This window comes from Kosakonia sp. ML.JS2a (assembly GCF_025642095.1).
In the GTDB taxonomy this organism is placed as follows: domain Bacteria; phylum Pseudomonadota; class Gammaproteobacteria; order Enterobacterales; family Enterobacteriaceae.
This window is the reverse complement of sequence record NZ_CP106754.1, coordinates 4,072,695-4,092,867: the sequence shown is the minus strand read 5'-3', so window position 1 is coordinate 4,092,867 and position 20,173 is coordinate 4,072,695. Positions and strand designations below refer to the sequence as shown.

The 20,173-nt window shown below is 56.2% G+C and carries 18 protein-coding genes; 13 read left to right on the top strand and 5 right to left on the bottom strand.

Features of this window, described 5'->3' with window-relative positions:
* Positions 1–62: 62 nt before the first annotated feature.
* The 3 genes from phoA to N7922_RS19375 all read left to right on the top strand — a co-directional run bounded on the left by phoA (position 63) and on the right by N7922_RS19375 (position 3,594).
* Complete coding sequence (phoA, locus tag N7922_RS19385; RefSeq protein ID WP_263100959.1) at positions 63–1,478, top strand: alkaline phosphatase; 1,416 nt, start codon at positions 63–65, stop codon at positions 1,476–1,478.
* 91 nt (positions 1,479–1,569) lie between these two features.
* Positions 1,570–1,890 carry a phosphate starvation-inducible protein PsiF gene (gene psiF / locus N7922_RS19380; protein WP_263097841.1) on the top strand — a complete coding sequence of 107 codons (321 nt, stop codon included), beginning with the start codon at positions 1,570–1,572 and terminating at the stop codon, positions 1,888–1,890.
* A 180-nt stretch (positions 1,891–2,070) separates the two neighbouring features.
* Entirely contained in the window at positions 2,071–3,594 is a 1,524-nt protein-coding gene (locus tag N7922_RS19375; protein ID WP_263100958.1) for an FAD-dependent oxidoreductase, read from the top strand.
* A 41-nt stretch (positions 3,595–3,635) separates the two neighbouring features.
* On the opposite strand, the gene proC is transcribed toward N7922_RS19375, so the two are convergent.
* A complete protein-coding gene (proC, locus tag N7922_RS19370; protein ID WP_263100957.1) occupies positions 3,636–4,442 on the bottom strand; it encodes a pyrroline-5-carboxylate reductase in 807 nt (268 codons plus the stop codon).
* Positions 4,443–4,586: 144 nt separating this feature from the next.
* On the opposite strand from proC, the gene N7922_RS19365 reads away from it, so the two are divergent.
* From N7922_RS19365 to ppnP, 5 genes are all read left to right on the top strand, one after another.
* On the top strand, positions 4,587–5,048 hold the full coding sequence (locus N7922_RS19365) for a YaiI/YqxD family protein (protein ID WP_263097840.1): 462 nt from the start codon (positions 4,587–4,589) through the stop codon (positions 5,046–5,048).
* 272 nt (positions 5,049–5,320) lie between these two features.
* Complete coding sequence (gene aroL / locus N7922_RS19360) at positions 5,321–5,845, top strand: shikimate kinase AroL (RefSeq protein WP_263097839.1); 525 nt, start codon at positions 5,321–5,323, stop codon at positions 5,843–5,845.
* A 50-nt stretch (positions 5,846–5,895) separates the two neighbouring features.
* Positions 5,896–6,087, top strand: a complete 192-nt coding sequence (yaiA, locus tag N7922_RS19355) for a protein YaiA (protein WP_263097838.1) — start codon at positions 5,896–5,898, stop codon at positions 6,085–6,087.
* Between the two features lie 217 nt (positions 6,088–6,304).
* On the top strand, positions 6,305–6,982 hold the full coding sequence (locus tag N7922_RS19350; RefSeq protein ID WP_263097837.1) for an AroM family protein: 678 nt from the start codon (positions 6,305–6,307) through the stop codon (positions 6,980–6,982).
* A gap of 85 nt (positions 6,983–7,067) precedes the next feature.
* Positions 7,068–7,352, top strand: coding sequence for a pyrimidine/purine nucleoside phosphorylase (gene ppnP, locus N7922_RS19345; RefSeq protein ID WP_061497265.1), 285 nt, complete (start codon positions 7,068–7,070; stop codon positions 7,350–7,352).
* 89 nt (positions 7,353–7,441) lie between these two features.
* Here the strand turns inward: ppnP and rdgC are convergent, their stop codons facing one another.
* Positions 7,442–8,353, bottom strand: coding sequence for a recombination-associated protein RdgC (gene rdgC, locus N7922_RS19340; protein ID WP_263097836.1), 912 nt, complete (start codon positions 8,351–8,353; stop codon positions 7,442–7,444).
* A 100-nt stretch (positions 8,354–8,453) separates the two neighbouring features.
* On the opposite strand from rdgC, the gene mak reads away from it, so the two are divergent.
* The gene (gene mak / locus N7922_RS19335) at positions 8,454–9,362 is read left to right on the top strand and encodes a fructokinase (protein ID WP_263097835.1); all 909 of its coding nucleotides are present in this window, start codon (positions 8,454–8,456) and stop codon (positions 9,360–9,362) included.
* A gap of 56 nt (positions 9,363–9,418) precedes the next feature.
* On the opposite strand, the gene sbcC is transcribed toward mak, so the two are convergent.
* Positions 9,419–12,565: an exonuclease subunit SbcC gene (gene sbcC / locus N7922_RS19330; RefSeq protein WP_263097834.1), complete on the bottom strand. Its 3,147-nt coding sequence runs from the start codon at positions 12,563–12,565 to the stop codon at positions 9,419–9,421.
* Positions 12,562–13,764 (bottom strand): exonuclease subunit SbcD, encoded by a 1,203-nt coding sequence (gene sbcD / locus N7922_RS19325; RefSeq protein ID WP_263097833.1) that lies wholly within the window; start codon positions 13,762–13,764, stop codon positions 12,562–12,564. The genes sbcC and sbcD overlap by 4 nt, the downstream gene beginning before the upstream one ends.
* A gap of 198 nt (positions 13,765–13,962) precedes the next feature.
* Between sbcD and phoB the strand changes: the two genes are divergently transcribed.
* From phoB to proY, 4 genes are all read left to right on the top strand, one after another.
* Complete coding sequence (phoB, locus tag N7922_RS19320; protein ID WP_007373472.1) at positions 13,963–14,652, top strand: phosphate response regulator transcription factor PhoB; 690 nt, start codon at positions 13,963–13,965, stop codon at positions 14,650–14,652.
* Positions 14,653–14,673: 21 nt separating this feature from the next.
* Positions 14,674–15,972 carry a phosphate regulon sensor histidine kinase PhoR gene (gene phoR, locus N7922_RS19315; protein ID WP_263097832.1) on the top strand — a complete coding sequence of 433 codons (1,299 nt, stop codon included), beginning with the start codon at positions 14,674–14,676 and terminating at the stop codon, positions 15,970–15,972.
* A 408-nt stretch (positions 15,973–16,380) separates the two neighbouring features.
* Positions 16,381–17,700: a branched-chain amino acid transporter carrier protein BrnQ gene (gene brnQ / locus N7922_RS19310; RefSeq protein WP_263097831.1), complete on the top strand. Its 1,320-nt coding sequence runs from the start codon at positions 16,381–16,383 to the stop codon at positions 17,698–17,700.
* Between the two features lie 84 nt (positions 17,701–17,784).
* Positions 17,785–19,137 carry a proline-specific permease ProY gene (proY, locus tag N7922_RS19305; protein ID WP_263097830.1) on the top strand — a complete coding sequence of 451 codons (1,353 nt, stop codon included), beginning with the start codon at positions 17,785–17,787 and terminating at the stop codon, positions 19,135–19,137.
* Between the two features lie 76 nt (positions 19,138–19,213).
* On the opposite strand, the gene N7922_RS19300 is transcribed toward proY, so the two are convergent.
* Positions 19,214–20,152: a 2-hydroxyacid dehydrogenase gene (locus N7922_RS19300; RefSeq protein ID WP_263097829.1), complete on the bottom strand. Its 939-nt coding sequence runs from the start codon at positions 20,150–20,152 to the stop codon at positions 19,214–19,216.
* Between the last annotated feature and the right edge of the window lie 21 nt (positions 20,153–20,173).

The following is a 20,173-nucleotide window of genomic DNA, read 5'->3' as shown; positions in this document are numbered from 1 at the left end:
CGCGCTGCCTATAGTCGCTCTGTTTTATTTTCTTTAAGTATTTGTACATGGAGAATATTAAAGTGAAACAGAGCGCATTATACCTTGCTTTATTACCGCTGTTATTTACCCCTGCTATTTATGCTGATACTACCTCTACCGCTGTGCTTGATAATCGTGCAGCGCAGGGGGATATTTCCACGCCAGGCGGCGCGCGCCGTTTGATCGGCGATCAGACCGCTGCGTTGCGCGATTCGCTGAATGACAAACCGGCGAAGAATATTATTCTGCTGATTGGCGATGGCATGGGCGACTCCGAAATTACCGCTGCGCGAAATTATGCCGAAGGGGCGGGCGGTGCGTTTAAAGGCATCGACGCCTTGCCATTAACGGGTCAATACACCCATTACGCGCTGGACAAAAAAACCGGGAAACCGGACTACGTGACGGATTCCGCGGCCTCGGCAACGGCGTGGAGCACCGGCGTCAAAACGTATAACGGCGCACTCGGCGTCGATATTCACGAAAAAGATCATCAGACTATCCTCGAAATGGCGAAAGCGGCAGGCCTGGCGACCGGTAACGTCTCCACGGCTGAATTGCAGGATGCGACGCCTGCGGCGCTGGTTTCCCATGTGATCTCTCGTCGCTGCTATGGTCCGACAGTGACCAGTGAAAAATGCGCCCTCAACGCGCTAGAAAAAGGCGGTAAAGGGTCGATTACCGAACAGTTGCTGAATGCCCGTGCGGATGTGACGCTGGGCGGCGGGGCAAAAACCTTTAGCGAAACGGCGACAGCGGGCGAATGGAAAGGAAAAACGCTGCGTGAGCAGGCGCAGGCGCGCGGTTATCAACTGGTGGGCGACGCGTCAACGCTGGCGGCTATCACGGAAGCGAACCAGGGTAAACCGCTGCTGGGGCTGTTCTCTGATGGCAACATGCCGGTGCGCTGGGAAGGGCCGAAAGCCTCTTTGCATGGCAATCTCGATAAGCCTGCCGTGACCTGTACGCCGAACGCGAAACGTACCGACAGCATACCGACGCTGGCGGCGATGACCGAAAAAGCGATTGAACTGCTGAGCAAAAATGAGAAGGGCTTCTTCCTGCAGGTTGAAGGCGCTTCCATTGATAAACAGGATCATGCGGCTAACCCGTGCGGCCAGATTGGTGAAACGGTCGATCTCGACGAAGCGGTGCAGAAAGCGCTGGAATTCGCGAAGAAAGACGGTAACACGCTGGTGATCGTCACGGCGGATCATGCCCACGCCAGCCAGATCATCGCGCCGGACAGCAAAGCGCCTGGTCTGAGTCAGTTACTGAACACCAAAGATGGTGCGGTAATGGCGATGACGTATGGCAACTCCGAAGAGGAGTCGATGGAGCATACCGGTGCGCAAGTTCGCATTGCCGCCTATGGCCCGCATGCCGGAAACGTGGTGGGACTGACCGATCAGACCGATCTGTTCTATACCATGAAAGCGGCGCTGAGCCTGAAATGATTGCTGCCCGGCGGTAAATCTTTGCCGCCGGGTGGTTTTTTCCCTGTTCAGGGCCATCCTTAAAGAGCCACACTGACAGAAGGATGGTGCGATGAAAATAACATTCCTGGTTACCCTCGTATTCGGTCTGCTGTTTGTCACGGCGCTGAGCGCCGCCGAAAAAAATCTTACCCCTCAGCAGCAACGCATGACCCTCTGTAATCAACAGGCCACGGCGCAAACGCTCTCAGGCGATGCCCGTAAGCACTACATGAGCGACTGCCTGAAGAACACCAAAACTGAACCCGGTCAGAAAAGCCTGACGCCGCAGCAGCAACGCATGCGCGAGTGTAATGCGCAGGCGACGCAGCAATCGCTGAAAGGCAACGATCGCAGTAAATTCATGAGCGCCTGCCTGAAAAAACAGGGCTAGAAAAGGGGTGAGCGATTGTTCGGGCTCACCCTCCTGTTCCTGTCTTCTTCACCCGGTTGCCCGCTGGCTAATCTCTGCCAGGCTTAACAGGTGAGCAACGTTCTCTTTTTTCCTCTCCTCGTGGTTGTGCGCTGTCTGGCGTGACGCCCGTTTTTGCAACACTGACACGGGAGCAATATGATGAACTATCAATATGTTACCGACCTCAATTCCTTGCCGGAAAACCAACCGGTAAAAGTGGATGTGGCGGGAACCACTCTGATCCTTATCCGCACGCTTGGTCAGGTTCGCGCTTTTCAGAGCAAATGCCCCCATGCGGGCGGGCCGTTGGAGAAGGGGGCGATTTGCGACGGCAAACTGGTGTGCCCCTGGCATAAAGCGGCGTTCGACATTACCAATGGTGAGTGGCGCGAACCGTTGGCGTTAACCAATCTCAAACAGTACCCGGTGCTTATTGAGCAAAACCGTGTGTTAGTGAACCCGCGTCCACGATCTCCCGCCAGCAGACCGAACATCCGCGGCGATCGCCCGCAAACAGCGGTGATCCTCGGTACGGGCGCAGCAGGCAGCGCAGCGGCGATCACGTTGCGTGACGCCGGTTTTTCGGGGCATCTGATCTTGATCGATAAAGACGATGGCGCACCCTACGATCGCACGGCGCTGAGTAAATTTGTCCCTGCCGGCAAAATGAAAATCAGCGAGGTTCCCCATCTGCTGGATGAGACATTTTACAGCCAGCCCGGTGTTGAGCGTCTGCGTGACGAGGTGACTGCGCTGGATTACCACGCGCATCAGCTAACGCTTGCCAATGGGCGGCCTGTTCACTTCGACAAATTGTTGCTGGCAACGGGCGGTCAGCCAGTATGGCCAGAGATCCCCGGTAATCATCTGGCGGGTGTGCATGTCTTACGGGATATTCATCAGGCACAGCGCCTGCTCAACGAGGTGGAGCAGGAACAACAACTGGTGGTGATCGGCAACAGTTTTATCGCCATGGAACTGGCGGCGGCGCTGCGTAACCAGGATATTGATGTCACGGTGCTGTCGCGCCATGCACTGCCGTTTGTGCCGCAATTTGGTGAAGAGATAGGGCGGCGCTTTCGCGATCTGCATAAGCAAAATGGTGTGAAATTTATGACCGGCGAGCCGGTCGCGCTGGAAGGGAACGGCCATGTGCAGGGGGTGAAGCTGAAAAATGGTCACACCCTGCCTGCGCATGTGGTGGTCTTCGCGACAGGTGTGCGCCCCGCCACGGAGTTAGCCCACGATCTGCCCCATGAACAAGACGGTAGCCTGAGCGTGGATGAAACCCTGAGCGCCGCGCCGGACGTCTGGGCGGTTGGCGATATTGCCAGTTACCCGGCGCCAGAAGGGCGCAGACGGATTGAACACTGGCGCGTCGCGCAGCAGCAAGGGCATATTGCAGCGCTGAATATGTTGGGCGAACATCATGCATTTGATCGGGTGCCGTTTTTCTGGACCACCCACTTTGGCACCCGTTTCGAGTACCTCGGTTATGCCCGCGAGTGGGACAGCATGAAAATGCTCGGTTCGTTTGATGATAAACGTTTTGCGGTGCTGTACGGCGAAGCGGGAGTGTTAAAAGCGGTATTAAGCTGTGGCGAGTACAGCGCGACGGCGGGATTACTGTTGAAAATGCAGCAGCCTGTCAGCCTCAATGTTGCCAGCGAAATGCTGGCCTGACAGGCGCTGAAATCCTCTCCCCGTTGGGGAGAGGTGGCGGGTTACTTGCTGAGTTTATCGGACTTTGCCATGCAGGCTTCGATGGCCTCAATGACCGCCGAGCGGAAGCCTTTCTCTTCCAGCACTTTTACCGCTTCAATGGTGGTGCCGCCGGGGGAGCAGACCATATCTTTCAGCTCGCCCGGATGCTTGCCGGTTTCCAGCACCATTTTGGCTGAGCCCATGACCGCCTGGGCGGCAAATTTGTAAGCCTGCGCGCGCGGCATACCGCCCAGCACGGCGGCATCCGCCATCGCTTCAATAAACATAAACACGTAAGCGGGCGCGGAACCGCTCACGCCGACGACCGGGTGGATCATCGGTTCGGCAATCACTTCGGCTTCACCGAAGCAGCGGAAGATATTGAGGACATCGGCGGTGTCTTCCGGCGTGACGAGGGCGTTTGGCGTAATGGAGGTCATCCCGGCGTTGACCAGCGAGGGGGTATTCGGCATGGCGCGCACAATTTTACGATCGTGGCCGAGTGCGCGCGCCAGTTGATCGAGCGTCACGCCGGCGGCAATAGAGACAACCAGCGTCTCTTTATTCAGGCTGGAGGCCACTTCGCTCAGCACTTTCACCATGATGTTTGGCTTAACAGCGCCAAAGACGATGTCGGCGATCTGCGCCACTTCCTGCGCGCTTTGTGCCGCATTGATGCCAAACTGATCGTGCAGGGCGGCGACTTTATCTGGCGACGGGGTGTATACCCAGATTTGCCCGGGCAGAACCTGCCCGCTGGAGATCAGGCCGCCGAGGATCGCCTTACCCATGTTACCGCAGCCGATAAAACCGATTTTTTTTTCCATCACGTCTGTCTCTCTGCTTGTAATTGCTTGTGGCATATAGCTTAACGTGGATTGCCGTGCAGGGCTAAAGCTTCTGCGACGATCGTACGACTTTCCACTGCGGGGAATTAAAGCGACAATGCGGCGCAATCAAAAGGAGCAACTATGGCGATTTGGGTCGATGCGGACGCCTGTCCGAACGTGATCAAAGAGATTTTATTCCGCGCCGCTGAGCGCACGCAAACCCCGCTGACGCTGGTGGCTAACCAGAGTTTGCGCGTTCCACCGTCGCGGGTGATCCGTACGCTAAGAGTGCCGGCAGGGTTTGATGTGGCCGATAACGAAATCGTGCGGCTGTGTAGCGCAGAAGATTTGGTGATCACGGCGGACATCCCACTGGCGGCGGAAGTGCTGGCCAAAGGCGCAGCGGCGCTGAACCCACGCGGTGAACGTTATACTGAAGCGACCATTCGTGAAAAACTGACCCTGCGTGATTTTATGGATACGCTGCGCGCCAGCGGCATTCAGACTGGCGGCCCGGATAGCCTTTCGCAGCGGGATCGTCAGCAGTTTGCCGCGCAACTGGATAAATGGCTGCTGGAGGTTAAGCGCCGCCAGGCAGAATAAATTTTGCGCAACCTCGCGTAACAGGGTATGGTTTGCCGCCTTGCGGGCTTGTCAGCCTGTGATACATTCAGTAATGTTGCCGCTACATGTGTTGCCACGGAATCTTTACAGTCTTACTCGTTATCCGCTCTGGGTAAAATGAGATTATGCTCCGTGGTGGACATAAAAGTGTAACGTAAATCTTACAGTGAATATTGTACTAGTTTAGTGATATCATTCGCTGTCTCATTATCCGTCCTGCGTTGCGCAGGACCCGGAGGAAACACCAGTTCATGACGCTACCCATTTTTTTAATTGGCGCACGCGGTTGCGGTAAAACCACCGTGGGTCTGGCGCTGGCACTGGCGCAGGGATGCGAGTTTATCGATACCGATCACTGGTTGCAGGAAGAGGTTAAGCAGAGTATTGCGACCATTGTTGATAATGAAGGGTGGGACGGATTCCGTGCAAAAGAAACGGCGGCGCTGGAAGCGGTAACCGCGCCGGCAAGGGTGATCGCCACCGGTGGCGGCATTGTGCTTAGCGAATATAACCGCCGTTTTATGCGTGAAAAAGGTGTGGTGATCTATCTGTGTGCACCGGTGTCTGTACTGGCCGATCGGCTGGAAGCGTTCCCGGAAGAGGGGCAGCGCCCAACGCTAACCGGGAAGCCTATCAGCGAAGAGGTGAGTGAAGTGCTGGCGCTCCGCGATGCGTTATACCGCGAAGCTGCGCACTATGTGGTGGATGCGGCGCTACCGCCAGAGCAGGTGGTGACGGACATTGAAGCGGCCTTACAGCTGGCTCGCGCCAGTTAGCGAAACGTTTGTCTATACTTAATAGCCCGACCGATAAAAAAGGAAGAGCTATGCCGACGAAACCACCCTATCCGCGTGAAGCCCGCATTGTTGCCGTTGAAAAAGGTACAGGCACTCAGACGGTGACCTGGTACCAGCTACGTGCAGACCATCCTAAGCCCGATGCATTAATCAGTGAGCATCCTACCGAGCAGGAAGCGCTGGATGCTAAAAAACGCTATGAAGATCCGGATAAAAGCTAAGCCGGATAGTCAACCAGCGGTATTATTTTCTGAAAATTTTAGAAACGGACTTACATCACATTTTGGGGCTGGCTGATTGCCCCTCAGTTGGTATATTTCATTATTACTGGAATCTACATGAACACGGGAGCGGTTCGTTGACCCTACGCGCAGTGGCATCTGCCGGGGTAGTGGTTAACGCATAAGCAGTCTGAATGATTGAAAGGCGGAAAGCAGAATGAGTGCGACTTTGGCGATCCTCACCATTGGTGTGGTGCCGGTAGAAGAGACCTTACCGCTCCTGACAGAACATGTGTCAGCGCAGCAGATCACCCATATCAGCCTGCTGGGTAAAATGTCTCCCGATGAGGTGCGCAGTGAATACCGCGTTGAAGCTGGCGATGTCGCTGTTCCGACGCGTCTGCAGGATGACAGCCTGGGGATGCTCTCCCGCGCAAAAGTCGAGCGCGATCTGCAAAGCGTCATCGAAGTGCTGGATAACCAGGGCTACGATGTCATCCTGCTACTGAGTACGGCGGATATTCAGGGGCTGGTGGCGCGTAATGCGATCCTCGTGGAGCCGCAGCGCATTATCCCTCCTCTGGTGGCCTCAATTGTCGACGGGCACCAGGTCGGCGTGATGGTGCCGATCCCGGAATTGATGGCGCAGCAAAAAAGAAAATGGCGGGTGCTGGAAAATGAGCCTTACTATGTGCTGGCTCATCCCTGGCTGGCGACAGACTCTGAATTGATCAGCGCCGGGAAGACATTGCTGGAACAAGGCGCAGACGTGTTAATGCTCGATTGTCTCGGTTTCCATCAGCAGCACCGTGATTTACTCCAGAAAGCGCTGGATGTTCCGGTTTTATTATCTAATGTACTGGCGGCGCGCCTTGCGTCAGAACTGCTGGTCTAGGCCGCAGTACTGCGCAATTTCGCGTGACAGAAGCAAAGCACGGCCTCTATATTGTTTTTTCATACATTTTTAAAAGGGCCAGTTCATGCTTCAAAGTAACGAATACTTTTCCGGTAAAGTGAAATCCATTGGGTTTACCAGCAGTAGCACTGGCCGTGCCAGCGTTGGCGTTATGGCGGAAGGGGAATACACCTTTGGGACTGCGCAGCCTGAAGAGATGACGGTAGTGAGCGGCGCGCTGAATGTGTTGCTGCCGGGTGAAACCGTGTGGAAAGTCTACAGTGCCGGTGACGTGTTCAACGTGCCAGGCCACAGTGAATTCCATTTGCAGGTTGCGGAACCGAGCTCTTATCTCTGCCGCTATTTGTAAATCATGCCGCCGGATGACGGCTCCGCCTTATCCGGCCTGCAAGGAATTTTGCAGGGCTGATAAGCGAAGCGCCATCCGGCAAGATCGGTTTAGCGTTGCGCTTCGCCGCCTAAGCCTTCCACCAGATTTTGAATCAATGCCGCCAGTTCGCCGGTCATCAGAATAAAATCGGCATCAAAGCGCTGAGCATAATCATCCCGATCGATATCTTCGTTCTGATCGCGCAGTTCGTCAGAGAACTTCAGGCGCTTAACGGAACCGTCGTCGCACATCAGGAACTGGATGCGTTGCTGCCAGTCGAGGGCCAGTTTGGTGACCACTTTGCCGGCTTCAATATGGACGGCAATTTCGTCGCTCACCAGATCCTGTTTTTTCGCGCGGATCACGCCGCCATCTTCCAGCATCGCTTTGAGTTCAGCTTCATCCAGTAACTGGAACCCTTGTGCGACGGTGCCAGAGCGGACCCATTCGGTCAGCGTCAGCTCAATCGGGTTTTCCATCGCCAGCGGAACCACCGGCAGCGAGCCGAGACTTTTACGCAGCAACGCCAGCGTATCTTCCGCTTTTTTGGCACTGGCGCAGTCAACCATAATTAAGCCATTGACGGTGTCGATCCACATCATGGTCTGGCTGAAGCGGCTGAACGCGCGTGGCAACAGGGAGTGCAGCACTTCATCTTTCAGGGAGTCTTTTTCTGTTTTTTTCAGTTTACGGCCCTGTTCAGCTTCGAGACGGGAAATTTTGGCTTCCAGTGCTTGCTTGACCACCGGCGTCGGCAGAATTTTTTCTTCTTTACGGGCGCAGATAATAATCTGGCCATTGGCGGTATGGGTCAGCGCGTCGCTGTGTGAACCCATCGGTGGAACCCATCCGGTTTTCGCCATATCCTGACTACCGCATGGAGTAAACGATAGTGGGGCAAGCTGTTTTTCCATCTCTTCCGCACGCAGCGCAACATCGCGGCTGAGACGGTATACCATTAAATTTTTGAACCACAGCATGATTTTTTTCCACGGCCTTGTCGTTAAATGCAGCGGGCATGATAGCGAATTGTTGTCGTCGTTGCATTGCTAATGCGTGGTCCACTATGAGGAGTTTGATGTGCGTATCGGTATCGATTTAGGTGGGACAAAAACAGAAATCATTGCGCTGGACGATAGCGGCAACGCGTTATTTCGCCATCGTCAGTCTACGCCGCATGATTATCTGCAAACCATAGAGCTGATTGCTTCGTTGGTGGATCTGACGGAAAAAGAGACGGGCCAGACCGGCACGGTCGGTATGGGGATCCCAGGCTCGATTTCGCCCTACACCGGGGTGGTGAAAAATGCTAACTCCACGTGGCTGAACGGTAAACCGTTCGACAGAGATTTGAGTCAGCGGCTGAACCGCGAAGTGCGACTGGCCAATGACGCCAACTGCCTGGCGGTATCTGAAGCCGTGGATGGCGCGGCGGCAGGCGAGCATACCGTTTTCGCCGTGATTATTGGCACCGGTTGCGGTTCCGGTATTGCGATCAACGGGCATTCACATATTGGCGGTAACGGCACGGCGGGAGAGTGGGGGCATAATCCGCTACCGTGGATGGATGACGACGAGCTGCATTACCGCGCGGAAGTTGCCTGTTATTGCGGCAAACAGGGCTGCATTGAGACGTTTATTTCCGGCACCGGTTTTGCGACCGATTACCACCGTTTAGGGGGGCAGCCGTTAAAGGGCAGCGAGATTATTCGTCTGGCGGAGGCGCAGGATCCGGTGGCGGAGTTAGCGTTGAGCCGTTATGAGCTGCGACTTGCCAAGTCGCTGGCGCATGTGGTCAACATTCTCGATCCGGATGTGATTGTGCTGGGCGGCGGGATGAGCAATGTGGATCGTCTGTACCAGACCGTGCCTGGACTGGTGAAAAACTGGGTCTTTGGCGGTGAGTGCGAGACCCCAATCCGTAAGGCGTTGCACGGCGATTCCAGCGGCGTGCGCGGCGCGGCCTGGTTATGGCCGCTGGACGAGTAATTAATGAGTGTGTGAGTGTGCAGGCCTGATGGCGCTTTGCTTATCAGGCCTGCCAGTCAGCGCGACAAAACGGCGTATTTGCCGTCGAGTTTGCTGTAACCCAGGCCGTTGATCTTCTTCACTTTGATCTGCACCGGAATACGCTCTTTCATTGCTTCGACGTGGCTGATAACGCCAATGGTCTTGCCGCTGGCATTGAGCGCGTCCAGCGCATCGAGGGCGGTATCCAGCGTTTCGCTATCCAGTGTGCCGAAACCCTCGTCGAGGAACAGTGAATCGATGCGGGTTTTGTGACTCACCAGGTCGGATAACGCCAGCGCCAGCGCCAGGCTGACCAGGAAACTTTCGCCGCCGGAGAGCGTACGCGTATCGCGCACGGCGTCCGCCTGCCAGGTGTCCACCACTTCCAGCTCCAGCGCTTCGCTGGCTTTGCGTTTCAACAGATAGCGGCCATGCAGACGCGTCAGTTGATTGTTCGCCAGCCACACCAGATTATCCAGCGTTAAGCCCTGCGCGAATTTGCGGAACTTATCACCCTCTTTGGAGCCAATCAGCGCGTTCAGATGCCCCCAATCGTCACAGCGGGCGGTGGCCTGTTCTATCTCCTGCAACACGTTTATCTGGCGCTGGCGGTTATCGCTATCCTGCTTCAGTTGCTGGCGGAACTCGCCCTGGCGGGTGGTATTTTCCCGTAACTGGCGACCGAGTTGTTCCAGCGCCAGGCTGGCGCTCTCCGTCGTGCTATTGGCGTCCATTCCGGCGGGCAGTTGCGCCTGGTGCGCCGCGAAGGCCTGCTCAGCGCTGGCGGCAAGCGTCTGCTTCTGTTGGCAATCGCGTTCGAGTTGCTGCCGTAACTGCTCCAGACGCTGGCGTTCGCCGTCATCCAGCAAGGCGGCGAGAAACGCCTGCTGATCGGCAAACACACTGTTTTTCAACGCGTCGGAAAACTGGTTTTCCAGCGTCTTTTCGCTTTCGCTCTGCTGTGCAAGCTGGTGTTGCAACGTCTGCCATTGGCTGTGCAGCGAAATGCAATCATTATGCACCTGGCGCCAGCCCTCCAGCGGGATAATCTGCTCATCCACCGCTATTTCATCGGCGGGCAGCGTGTCGATGATGGGCGTAAGCAATGCCATACGCTCATGCAGGGCGGTCAGCTGTTGTTGTTGCTGTTGCCACTGCTCCGCTTCCTGCGCACGCGCGGCCAGCCACGCTTCCTCTTCACCTTCCGGTGGCAGGCTCAGCGCCAGCGGCTGCAAGGCCTCGGCGAGACTGGCGCGACGACGGACCACCGCCTGCTGATAATGTTCGCCCTGCTGGTGTAATTCGTGGATTTGAAGTTGCAGTGTCTGGCGCTGATTGAGCAGATACAACTGATGCTCATACGCGTCCTGCGCGCTTTGCCAACTGGTCAGTTCGCGATGCGGCTCCAGCGTCACGTTCAGCTCTGCACAGGCTTTCGCCCATGCCTCTAGCAACGTTTTCTCGTCCTGCTGCAGCGTGGCAATTTCGCGCTCATCTTTTTCATAGCGTTCGCCGAGCCCTTTCAACCGCTCGCCGAGCGCAACGCCTTCCTCTTTGACCTGGCGGACTTCCAGATCCAGCGCGTTACGTCGGGCCTGATTAACGCCCGGTTCGAGCGTCTGATAGTGCGCAATTGCCGGGTGCTCGGTTGCGCCGCACAGCGGGCAGGGATGCCCCGGTTGCAGACGGGCGCGTTCGCTCTCCAGGTCTTTGATGCGGTTTTCCAGCTCGCAAATGGTGGTGACCTCACTCAACAGCTGGTTCTTTTCTTTATACACCTCGCGCTTGCGCGCCAGTCCGGCGCTGAGCGTCTCCTGTTCGGTTTTCAGGTCGATCAAACTTTGCTGGCGCAGGCTTAATTGCTTGCGCAGTGGTGCAAAACGGGCGTGCAGGGCGGTCAGTTGCTGGCGCAACGGGCGGTTTTGCGCGCACAGGTTCATGGCGGCGGCCGTCTCTTCCACGCTGAGTTCCAGCGTGGCGATCGGCAGGGAGCGCAGTTTGGTCTCATGGCTCTGGATGCGCTGTTGCAGGCTCAGCCACTGCTTTTTCTCATCGTCTAACTGATTAAACAGCGCCCGCCAGCCGGTCAGCTCGCTTTGCCAACGCTGGAAACGCGCATGTTCGCTCAGCCAGCTCTCCAGCGTTTTGTGCGTGGCTTGCAGGCTCGCGAGTTGTTGCACGGCGCTGGCGCGAATGCGTGCACGCTGGAGCAGACTGGCCTGTAAGCGAGTGTTTACTTCTTCGCTCTGGTTGCGGGTGCGACGCCGCACATTGCGTTGTTCTTCCAGTCTGTCCCAAAGGGGGCGAAGCTGCTGCGCTGGTTGCGCGCGTTCCAGCGCCGCCAGTTGCGGCTGCGCACTGGCCTGCGCCTGTTGCGCCTGTACCAGCGCCGCCTGCGCACGGCCTCTGGCGGCGCGTAGCTCGCCATCGCGGTTCAACCAGTTTGCCTGCGCCTGGGCGTTGCCTAGCCCTGCCATGAGCTGCTGTTCTTGTGAAGTGAGCGCCTGCAAACCTTGCTCAAGCTGTTGGCGCTGCTCATCATTCAGCACCACCACCCCTTCGGCCTGCGCCTGTAATGTTTCCAGCCGGGTTTTCGCCGCTTTGTGTTTCTCAAACACCCGGGCGGAAATCTGCCCGTAAATTTCGGTGCCGGTCAGCTCTTCCAGCAGTTCTGCGCGCTCGCGAGGTTTGGCATTGAGAAAGGCCGCGAATTGCCCCTGTGAGAGCAGCATCGAGCGGGTAAAGCGCCCGTAATCCAGCCCGGTTAGCGAGGCGGTAAGATCGAGTTTATCTTTGACTTTGTCGGCGAGGATTTTACCGTCGGCGCAGGTTGCCAGCTCCACGCGCGGCGCTTGCAGATTACCGTCCGGCAAACCGCGGGCGCGGCTCTGGCTCCAGAACGCGCGGTAGGCCACGCCTTTGACCTCAAACTCCACCTCTGCCAGACAGTCGGCGGTGTCGCGGGTCATTAAATCGTTTTGCGATTGTGACAACGTACTGAGGCGCGGCGTTTCGTGGTACAACGCCAGGCAGATGGCATCCAGCAATGTGGTTTTGCCCGCGCCGGTCGCGCCGGTAATGGCGAACAGACCGTTACTGGCAAAGGGCTCTTCGGTGAAGTCGATTTTCCATTCGCCTTTCAGCGAGTTAAGGTTTTTCAGCCGCAAACTGAGAATTTTCATGCTTCTTTCTCCTCGTCTAGCGCCTGCAATGTTTCACTGAACAGCGCCTGTAATCGCCCTTGCTGCGTCTCGTCGAGTTCTTCCTGAGCCAGGCGGCGGGCAAAGACCTCTTCGACTTTTAATTCATTGAGGGTCTCGCGCAATTCACCGGCAAGTATACGTTCCCGCTGCTCGCGGCTGCGGCGAACCAGTAGGACGTCAACCGGGAGATCTTCCGTCACCTGCTGGATTTTTCGTTGCATATCAGCAAGGTATTCGCCACTGACGATTTCGATATCCAGCCAGACGGGGGTGTCGCCAGGTTTGCCGCGCCACTGTTCAAGCTGGCGGCAAATCTCAGCAAAATCACCTTTGATAACCGCCAGCGCCTGCGTGGCGGGAACATCCAGCGCGGTAACGTCGGCCAGTTTGCCTGCGGTAAAGGTCACCAGATTGACGCTTTTGCTTTTGCCGGTTTCGTCAAAACTGAGTGGGATCGGCGAGCCGCAATAGCGGATGCGCTCCTCACCACCGATCTTTTGCGCCCGGTGAATATGCCCAAGAGCGATATAGTCGGCGGGAGGGAAGTTTTGCGCCGGGAACGCATCCAGCGTGCCGATATAAATGTCGCGTACGGCGTCGCTTTTGCTGGCGCCGACGGTGGTTAAATGGCCGCTGGCGATGATCGGCAGTGGTTTATCGCCGCGCAGTTCGCTGGCTGCGGTAAATTGTTGCTGGTAATACCCGGTGATCGCCGCCAGCAGGTGTTGCTGTTTTTCCTGTCCGGACAACCCGGCCTGGCTGAGCATAATGTCGCGCGGGCGCAGGAAGGGCACCGGGCAGAATACCGCGCCCGGTTCACCGTTGCGGCGGTAAAGCCAGAAAGGCTCTACGCCTGCGCTGGCAACGACGGTAGTTTTCAGATACGCGAGGATCTCTTTCGATTCGTTGAGCGTGGCCACCGAATCATGGTTGCCTGCCAGCACCACTAACTGGCAGCCGGTTTGCTGAAGTTTGACCACAAAGCGGTTATACAGCTCACGGGCGTAGCTGGGCGGGGAGCCGGTGTCAAAAACATCGCCCGCCACAATAATGGCGTCGACCTGATTCTCTTCCGCCGTGGCCAGCAGCCAGTCGAGGAAAGCGGCGTGTTCAGCGGCGCGGCTCTTACTATAGAAGTTTTGACCCAGGTGCCAGTCAGAGGTGTGAATAATGCGCATAGCGGTTCCGTGGCAAAAAAGCATAAAGCAGATTATAAACATTAAGCAGATGAGGGACATAACCTGACGAAAATAGGGACTGTCACATAGCACTTGCTGGGGTCATCTGGCGGTCATGTTATTCATAAATCTGTCATAAAACTGACGCATAATGGCGCCGCTATATATATTGATGACTTAAATAAGACAGGGCAAATTATGGCGAGACGAATTCTGGTCGTAGAAGACGAAGCTCCAATCCGGGAAATGGTGTGCTTCGTGCTCGAACAAAATGGTTTTCAACCGGTGGAAGCTGAAGATTATGACAGTGCGGTGAACCAACTTAATGAACCCTGGCCCGATCTTGTTTTACTGGACTGGATGTTGCCTGGCGGTTCCGGTATTCAGTTTATTAAACACCTGAAACGTGAAGCGATGACCCGCGATATTCCGGTCATGATGCTGACGGCGCGCGGCGAAGAAGAAGATCGCGTACGCGGTCTGGAAACCGGGGCAGATGACTACATTACCAAACCTTTCTCACCCAAAGAGCTGGTGGCGCGCATTAAAGCTGTGATGCGCCGCATTTCGCCGATGGCGGTGGAAGAGGTGATCGAAATGCAGGGCCTGAGCCTTGATCCTTCCTCTCACCGCGTCATGACCGGTGAAAATCCCCTGGATATGGGGCCGACAGAGTTTAAACTCTTACACTTCTTTATGACCCATCCGGAACGTGTTTACAGCCGTGAACAGCTGTTGAATCACGTATGGGGAACCAATGTGTATGTTGAAGACCGGACGGTGGATGTGCATATTCGTCGTCTGCGCAAAGCGCTGGAACACAGCGGCCACGATCGTATGGTGCAAACAGTGCGCGGCACGGGTTACCGTTTTTCGACCCGTTTCTGACATTTAACAGGAGTGTGACGCGTGCTGGAACGGCTGTCATGGAAAAGGCTGGTGCTGGAGCTCCTCCTTTGTTGTATCCCCGCCTTGATTCTCGGCGTCATGTTCGGTTACCTGCCGTGGTTTTTACTGGCTGCGGTAACCGGGTTGTTGATCTGGCACTTTTGGAATTTGCTGCGTCTTTCCTGGTGGTTATGGGTCGATAAAAGTATGACTCCACCGCCGGGTACAGGGAGCTGGGAGCCGCTGCTGTATGGGCTGCACCAGATGCAGATGCGTAATAAAAAGCGCCGTCGCGAGCTGGGAAGCCTGATTAAACGCTTTCGCAGCGGCGCGGAGTCGCTGCCGGATGCGGTGATCCTCACCACCGAAGAGGGGGCGATTTTCTGGTGTAATGGCCTGGCGCAACAGGTGCTGGGTTTGCGCTGGCCGGACGATAGCGGGCAGAATATCCTTAACTTGCTGCGCTACCCGGAATTTACGCAGTATCTTAAAAAACAAGAGTTTAGCAAGCCGCTGAATCTGGTGCTCAACACCGGTCGCCATCTGGAAATCCGCGTGATGCCTTACAGCGAGGAACACCTGCTGCTGGTGGCGCGCGACGTCACGCAAATGCATCAACTGGAAGGGGCACGGCGCAACTTTTTTGCCAACGTCAGCCATGAACTGCGCACGCCGTTAACGGTGCTGCAGGGCTACCTGGAGATGATGCAGGAGCAGACGCTCGAAGGTGCGCCGCGGGAAAAAGCGCTGCACACCATGCGCGAACAAACCTCGCGGATGGAAGGACTGGTGCGCCAGTTACTGACGCTTTCGAAGATTGAGGCTGCACCGACCTTGCCGCCGAATGAAACCATTGATGTGCCAATGATGCTGCGGGTCGTGGAGCGGGAAGCGCAAACCCTGAGTCAGCAGAAGCATCACTTCCATTTTGAAGTTGATAACGCGTTGAAAGTGCTGGGAAATGAAGAGCAACTGCGCAGCGCGATTTCCAACCTGGTCTATAACGCTGTGAACCACACGCCAGCGGGAACGGAGATTACCGTGCGCTGGCAGCGCGTGCCGCTGGGTGCGGAATTCAGCGTCGAAGACAACGGTCCTGGCATCGCCGCTGAACACATTCCTCGTCTCACTGAGCGTTTCTATCGCGTGGATAAAGCCCGTTCCCGGCAGACCGGCGGGAGTGGTCTGGGGCTGGCGATCGTGAAACATGCAGTGAATCACCACGAAAGTCGCCTCGACATTGACAGTACTCCCGGCAAGGGAACGCGCTTTAGCTTTGTTCTGCCGGAACGTCTGGTTGCCAAAAAAGCCGCGTCCTGACGCGTCTGTCAGCTTATCTTTCCAGTGGCCTGTATCAACAGGCCGCTTATTCCGATGTTTTCTTCCCCCTGAAACGTATTTTGTACGGATGCTGCTTTTTTGTTCGCATGATCAGCCATGTGTTTTTCTTATAATTGGAGTTATTAACTACTATTAATTGTATGGATAGTATAACTATCTGGTTTTGCGATCCCACCTTGCCTTTAAACGTTATAAGCGTTTAAATTGCGCCCCGTATATTGTCAGACCAACTGTATTTGCGTGGTAAATCGAAAAACTATTCTTCGCTACGCAATGCATAGAGCATTTCCCGCTGACTTTCCGCGACATTGGCGCGGTATCGTCCGGTTGGGAAAGGTGAAAAAAACATCATTTTTACGACACCACATCCACAGGCAGTAAAAAAATATGACCCATCACTTAAAACCACGCGACATTGTTGCTCTGGGCTTTATGACATTTGCCCTCTTCGTCGGCGCAGGTAACATCATTTTTCCTCCCATGGTTGGTTTGCAGGCCGGTGAACACGTCTGGACGGCGGCGCTGGGCTTTCTGATCACCGCTGTGGGCTTACCGGTGCTTACCGTTGTCGCGCTGGCGAAAGTCGGCGGTGGCGTGGACAGCCTGAGCACGCCGATTGGTAAAGTGGCGGGCGTCTTGCTGGCGACGGTGTGCTACCTGGCGGTCGGACCGTTGTTCGCCACGCCGCGTACGGCGACGGTGTCGTTTGAAGTGGGTATCGCGCCGCTGACTGGCGAAGGTGCAATGCCGCTGCTGATTTACAGCGTGATCTATTTTTCTCTGGTGATCCTGATTTCCCTCTATCCGGGCAAACTGCTGGATACCGTAGGCAATTTTCTTGCGCCGCTGAAAATTATCGCGCTGACTATTCTCGCCATTGCGGCGATTATCTGGCCGGCCGGTCCTATCAGCCATGCGCTGGAAGCCTACCAGACTGCGCCGTTCTCAAACGGTTTCGTCAATGGCTATCTGACCATGGATACACTGGGAGCCATGGTGTTTGGCATCGTGATTGTCAATGCAGCGCGTTCGCGCGGTGTCACCGAAGCCCGTTTGCTGACCCGTTATACGGTGTGGGCGGGGCTGATGGCGGGCGCAGGGCTGACGCTGCTGTACCTGGCGTTGTTCCGTCTCGGTTCCGACAGCTCTGCACTGGTTGAGCAGTCGGCTAACGGCGCGGCCATTCTGCATGCTTATGTTCAGCATACCTTCGGCGGCGCGGGCAGTTTGCTGCTGGCGGCGCTGATTTTTATTGCTTGTCTGGTGACGGCGGTTGGCCTGACCTGTGCTTGTGCGGAGTTCTTTGCGCAGTATCTGCCGCTCTCTTACCGCACGCTGGTCTTTATTCTGGGCATCTTCTCCATGGCGGTCTCCAACCTGGGGCTGAGCCATCTGATTCAGATCTCTATTCCGGTGCTGACCATGATCTACCCGCCGTGCATCGTACTGGTGGTGCTGAGCTTTACCCGCTCTTTATGGAACAGTTCCACACGCGTTATTGCACCGGCCATGTTTATTAGTCTGCTTTTTGGTATCCTTGACGGCGTGAAAGCGTCTGCGTTTGCAGAACACCTTCCGGCCTGGACCCAGCGTTTGCCGCTGGCGGAACAGGGACTGGCCTGGCTGATGCCAAGCCTGGTGATGGTGGTTCTGGCGGCAGTCTGGGATCGCGCCGCAGGTCGGCAGGTCACTTCCAGCGCCCATTAATCGCGGCAAACACGGCTTGTTTAACCACGGGGTAGCGCACTCCGTGGTTTTTTATTTTTGTGTTGAATAATGGCAGTGGAAACGATGGAAAGTACTAATAAGCTGAAGCGTGGGCTAAGCACCCGGCACATTCGCTTTATGGCGCTGGGTTCGGCAATTGGCACCGGCCTGTTTTACGGCTCCGCAGATGCAATCAAGATGGCAGGCCCGAGCGTGTTGCTGGCCTACATTATTGGTGGTGTGGCTGCGTATATCATTATGCGCGCACTGGGCGAGATGTCCGTGCACAACCCTTCCGCCAGCTCCTTCTCTCGCTATGCTCAGGAAAACCTCGGCCCGCTGGCCGGCTATATCACCGGCTGGACGTACTGCTTTGAAATCCTGATTGTCGCCATTGCCGATGTCACCGCGTTTGGTATTTACATGGGCGTCTGGTTCCCGACGGTGCCGCACTGGATTTGGGTGCTGAGCGTGGTGCTGCTTATCTGCGCCATCAACCTGATGAGCGTCAAAGTTTTCGGCGAGCTGGAGTTCTGGTTCTCCTTCTTTAAAGTCGCCACCATTATCATCATGATCGTGGCCGGTTTCGGCATCATTATTTGGGGTATCGGCAACGGCGGGCAGCCGACCGGGATCAGCAATTTATGGAGCCACGGCGGTTTCTTCAGCAATGGCTGGCTGGGCACGGTGATGGCGCTGCAAATGGTGATGTTCGCGTATGGCGGCATCGAGATTATTGGTATCACCGCCGGGGAAGCGAAAGATCCGGAGACGTCGATTCCACGCGCTATCAACTCGGTGCCGATGCGTATTCTGGTGTTTTACGTCGGTACGCTGTTTGTGATCATGTCGATTTACCCGTGGAACCAGGTGGGCACTGACGGAAGCCCGTTTGTACTGACCTTCCAGCATATGGGCATTACCTTTGCCGCCAGTATCCTCAATTTTGTGGTGCTGACCGCCTCGCTCTCGGCGATTAACAGCGATGTGTTTGGCGTGGGGCGTATGCTGCACGGGATGGCTGAGCAGGGCAGTGCGCCGAAGATGTTCGCCAAAACGTCGCGCCGCGGGATTCCCTGGGTGACGGTGATGGTGATGACCATCGCGCTGCTGCTGGCGGTGTACCTGAATTACATCATGCCGGAGAATGTTTTCCTGGTGATCGCCTCACTGGCGACTTTCGCTACGGTATGGGTATGGATCATGATTTTGCTGTCGCAGATTGGCTTCCGTCGTCGTCTGTCGGCAGAGGAAGTCCGCGCGCTGAAGTTTAAAGTTCCGGGCGGGGTGGCGACCACCGTTGTCGGCCTGATTTTCCTGGTCTTTATCATCGCGCTGATTGGCTGGCACCCGGAAACCCGCATCTCGCTGTACGTGGGGTTTGCATGGATTGTGCTGCTGCTGATTGGCTGGGCATTTAAACGCCGTAACGCGTAATGGTCGATACAAGCCCGCGCCAGCGGGCACCAGGCCGGAGGGCGCAGCGCGCATCCGGCCGGTACACAAAGCGGGCTTACACAACCGGGGTTAATAATCTTCCGTCAGTAAAATAGCTGACCAGGTTATTGATGGTGAGATCCGCCATCGCCTGGCGTGTCTCCGCCGTGTTGCTGGCGATGTGCGGCAGCAACACCACATTCGGTAAATCGCGCAGCGCGGGCGGGATATGCGGTTCCTGCTCGAACACATCCAGCCCGGCGCCGCGCAGTTTCCCTTCCTGTAACACCGCAATTAACGCCTCCGTGTCCACCACGCTACCGCGTGCGATATTCACCAGAATGCCCTCCGGCCCCAGCGCGTCCAGTACTTCGCGGTTGATAATGTGGTGCGTCTTCGCACCGCCCGGCAGGGTCAATACCAGAAAATCCACTGCGTTTGCCAGACCGACAAGGGAATCATGGCGTTGCCACTGGCTGTTGCGTGCCTCACGGGGGCTGAAGTAATGAATCGGCATCCGGAACGCGGCAGCGCGCTCGGCGACATCATGGCCAATGTTGCCCATCCCGACGATACCGCAGCGCTTACCGCTCATTTTCCACGCGCCCGGAAAGGCCGCATGCTCCCATTCGCCCGCCCGGGCAAAACGATCGGCGGCGCAAATTTTACGCGTCACCGCCAGCATTAACGCCAGTCCGGTATCCGCCACGCATTCGTTAAGTACGTCGGGCGTATTACTTACGCGAATACCACGGCTGCGGCAGGTATCGAGGTCGGTGGCATCGACGCCAACACCGAAACCACTAATGACCTCTAACGCCGGAAGCTGCCCGATTAACGCCGTGCTGATGCCTTTTGCCGCGCGGGTCAGTGCACCACGGATAGCATGCCCGCGTTCGCGCACCACCGTCTCTGCACCGGGTTGCCAGTATTGATGCACCACAAAGTGCTGTTGCAGGGTATCGATCATCGGCTGGGGGATTTCAGTAATGACGAGGATTTCAGGTTTGCTCATGCTCGCTCTCTTATCACGCTA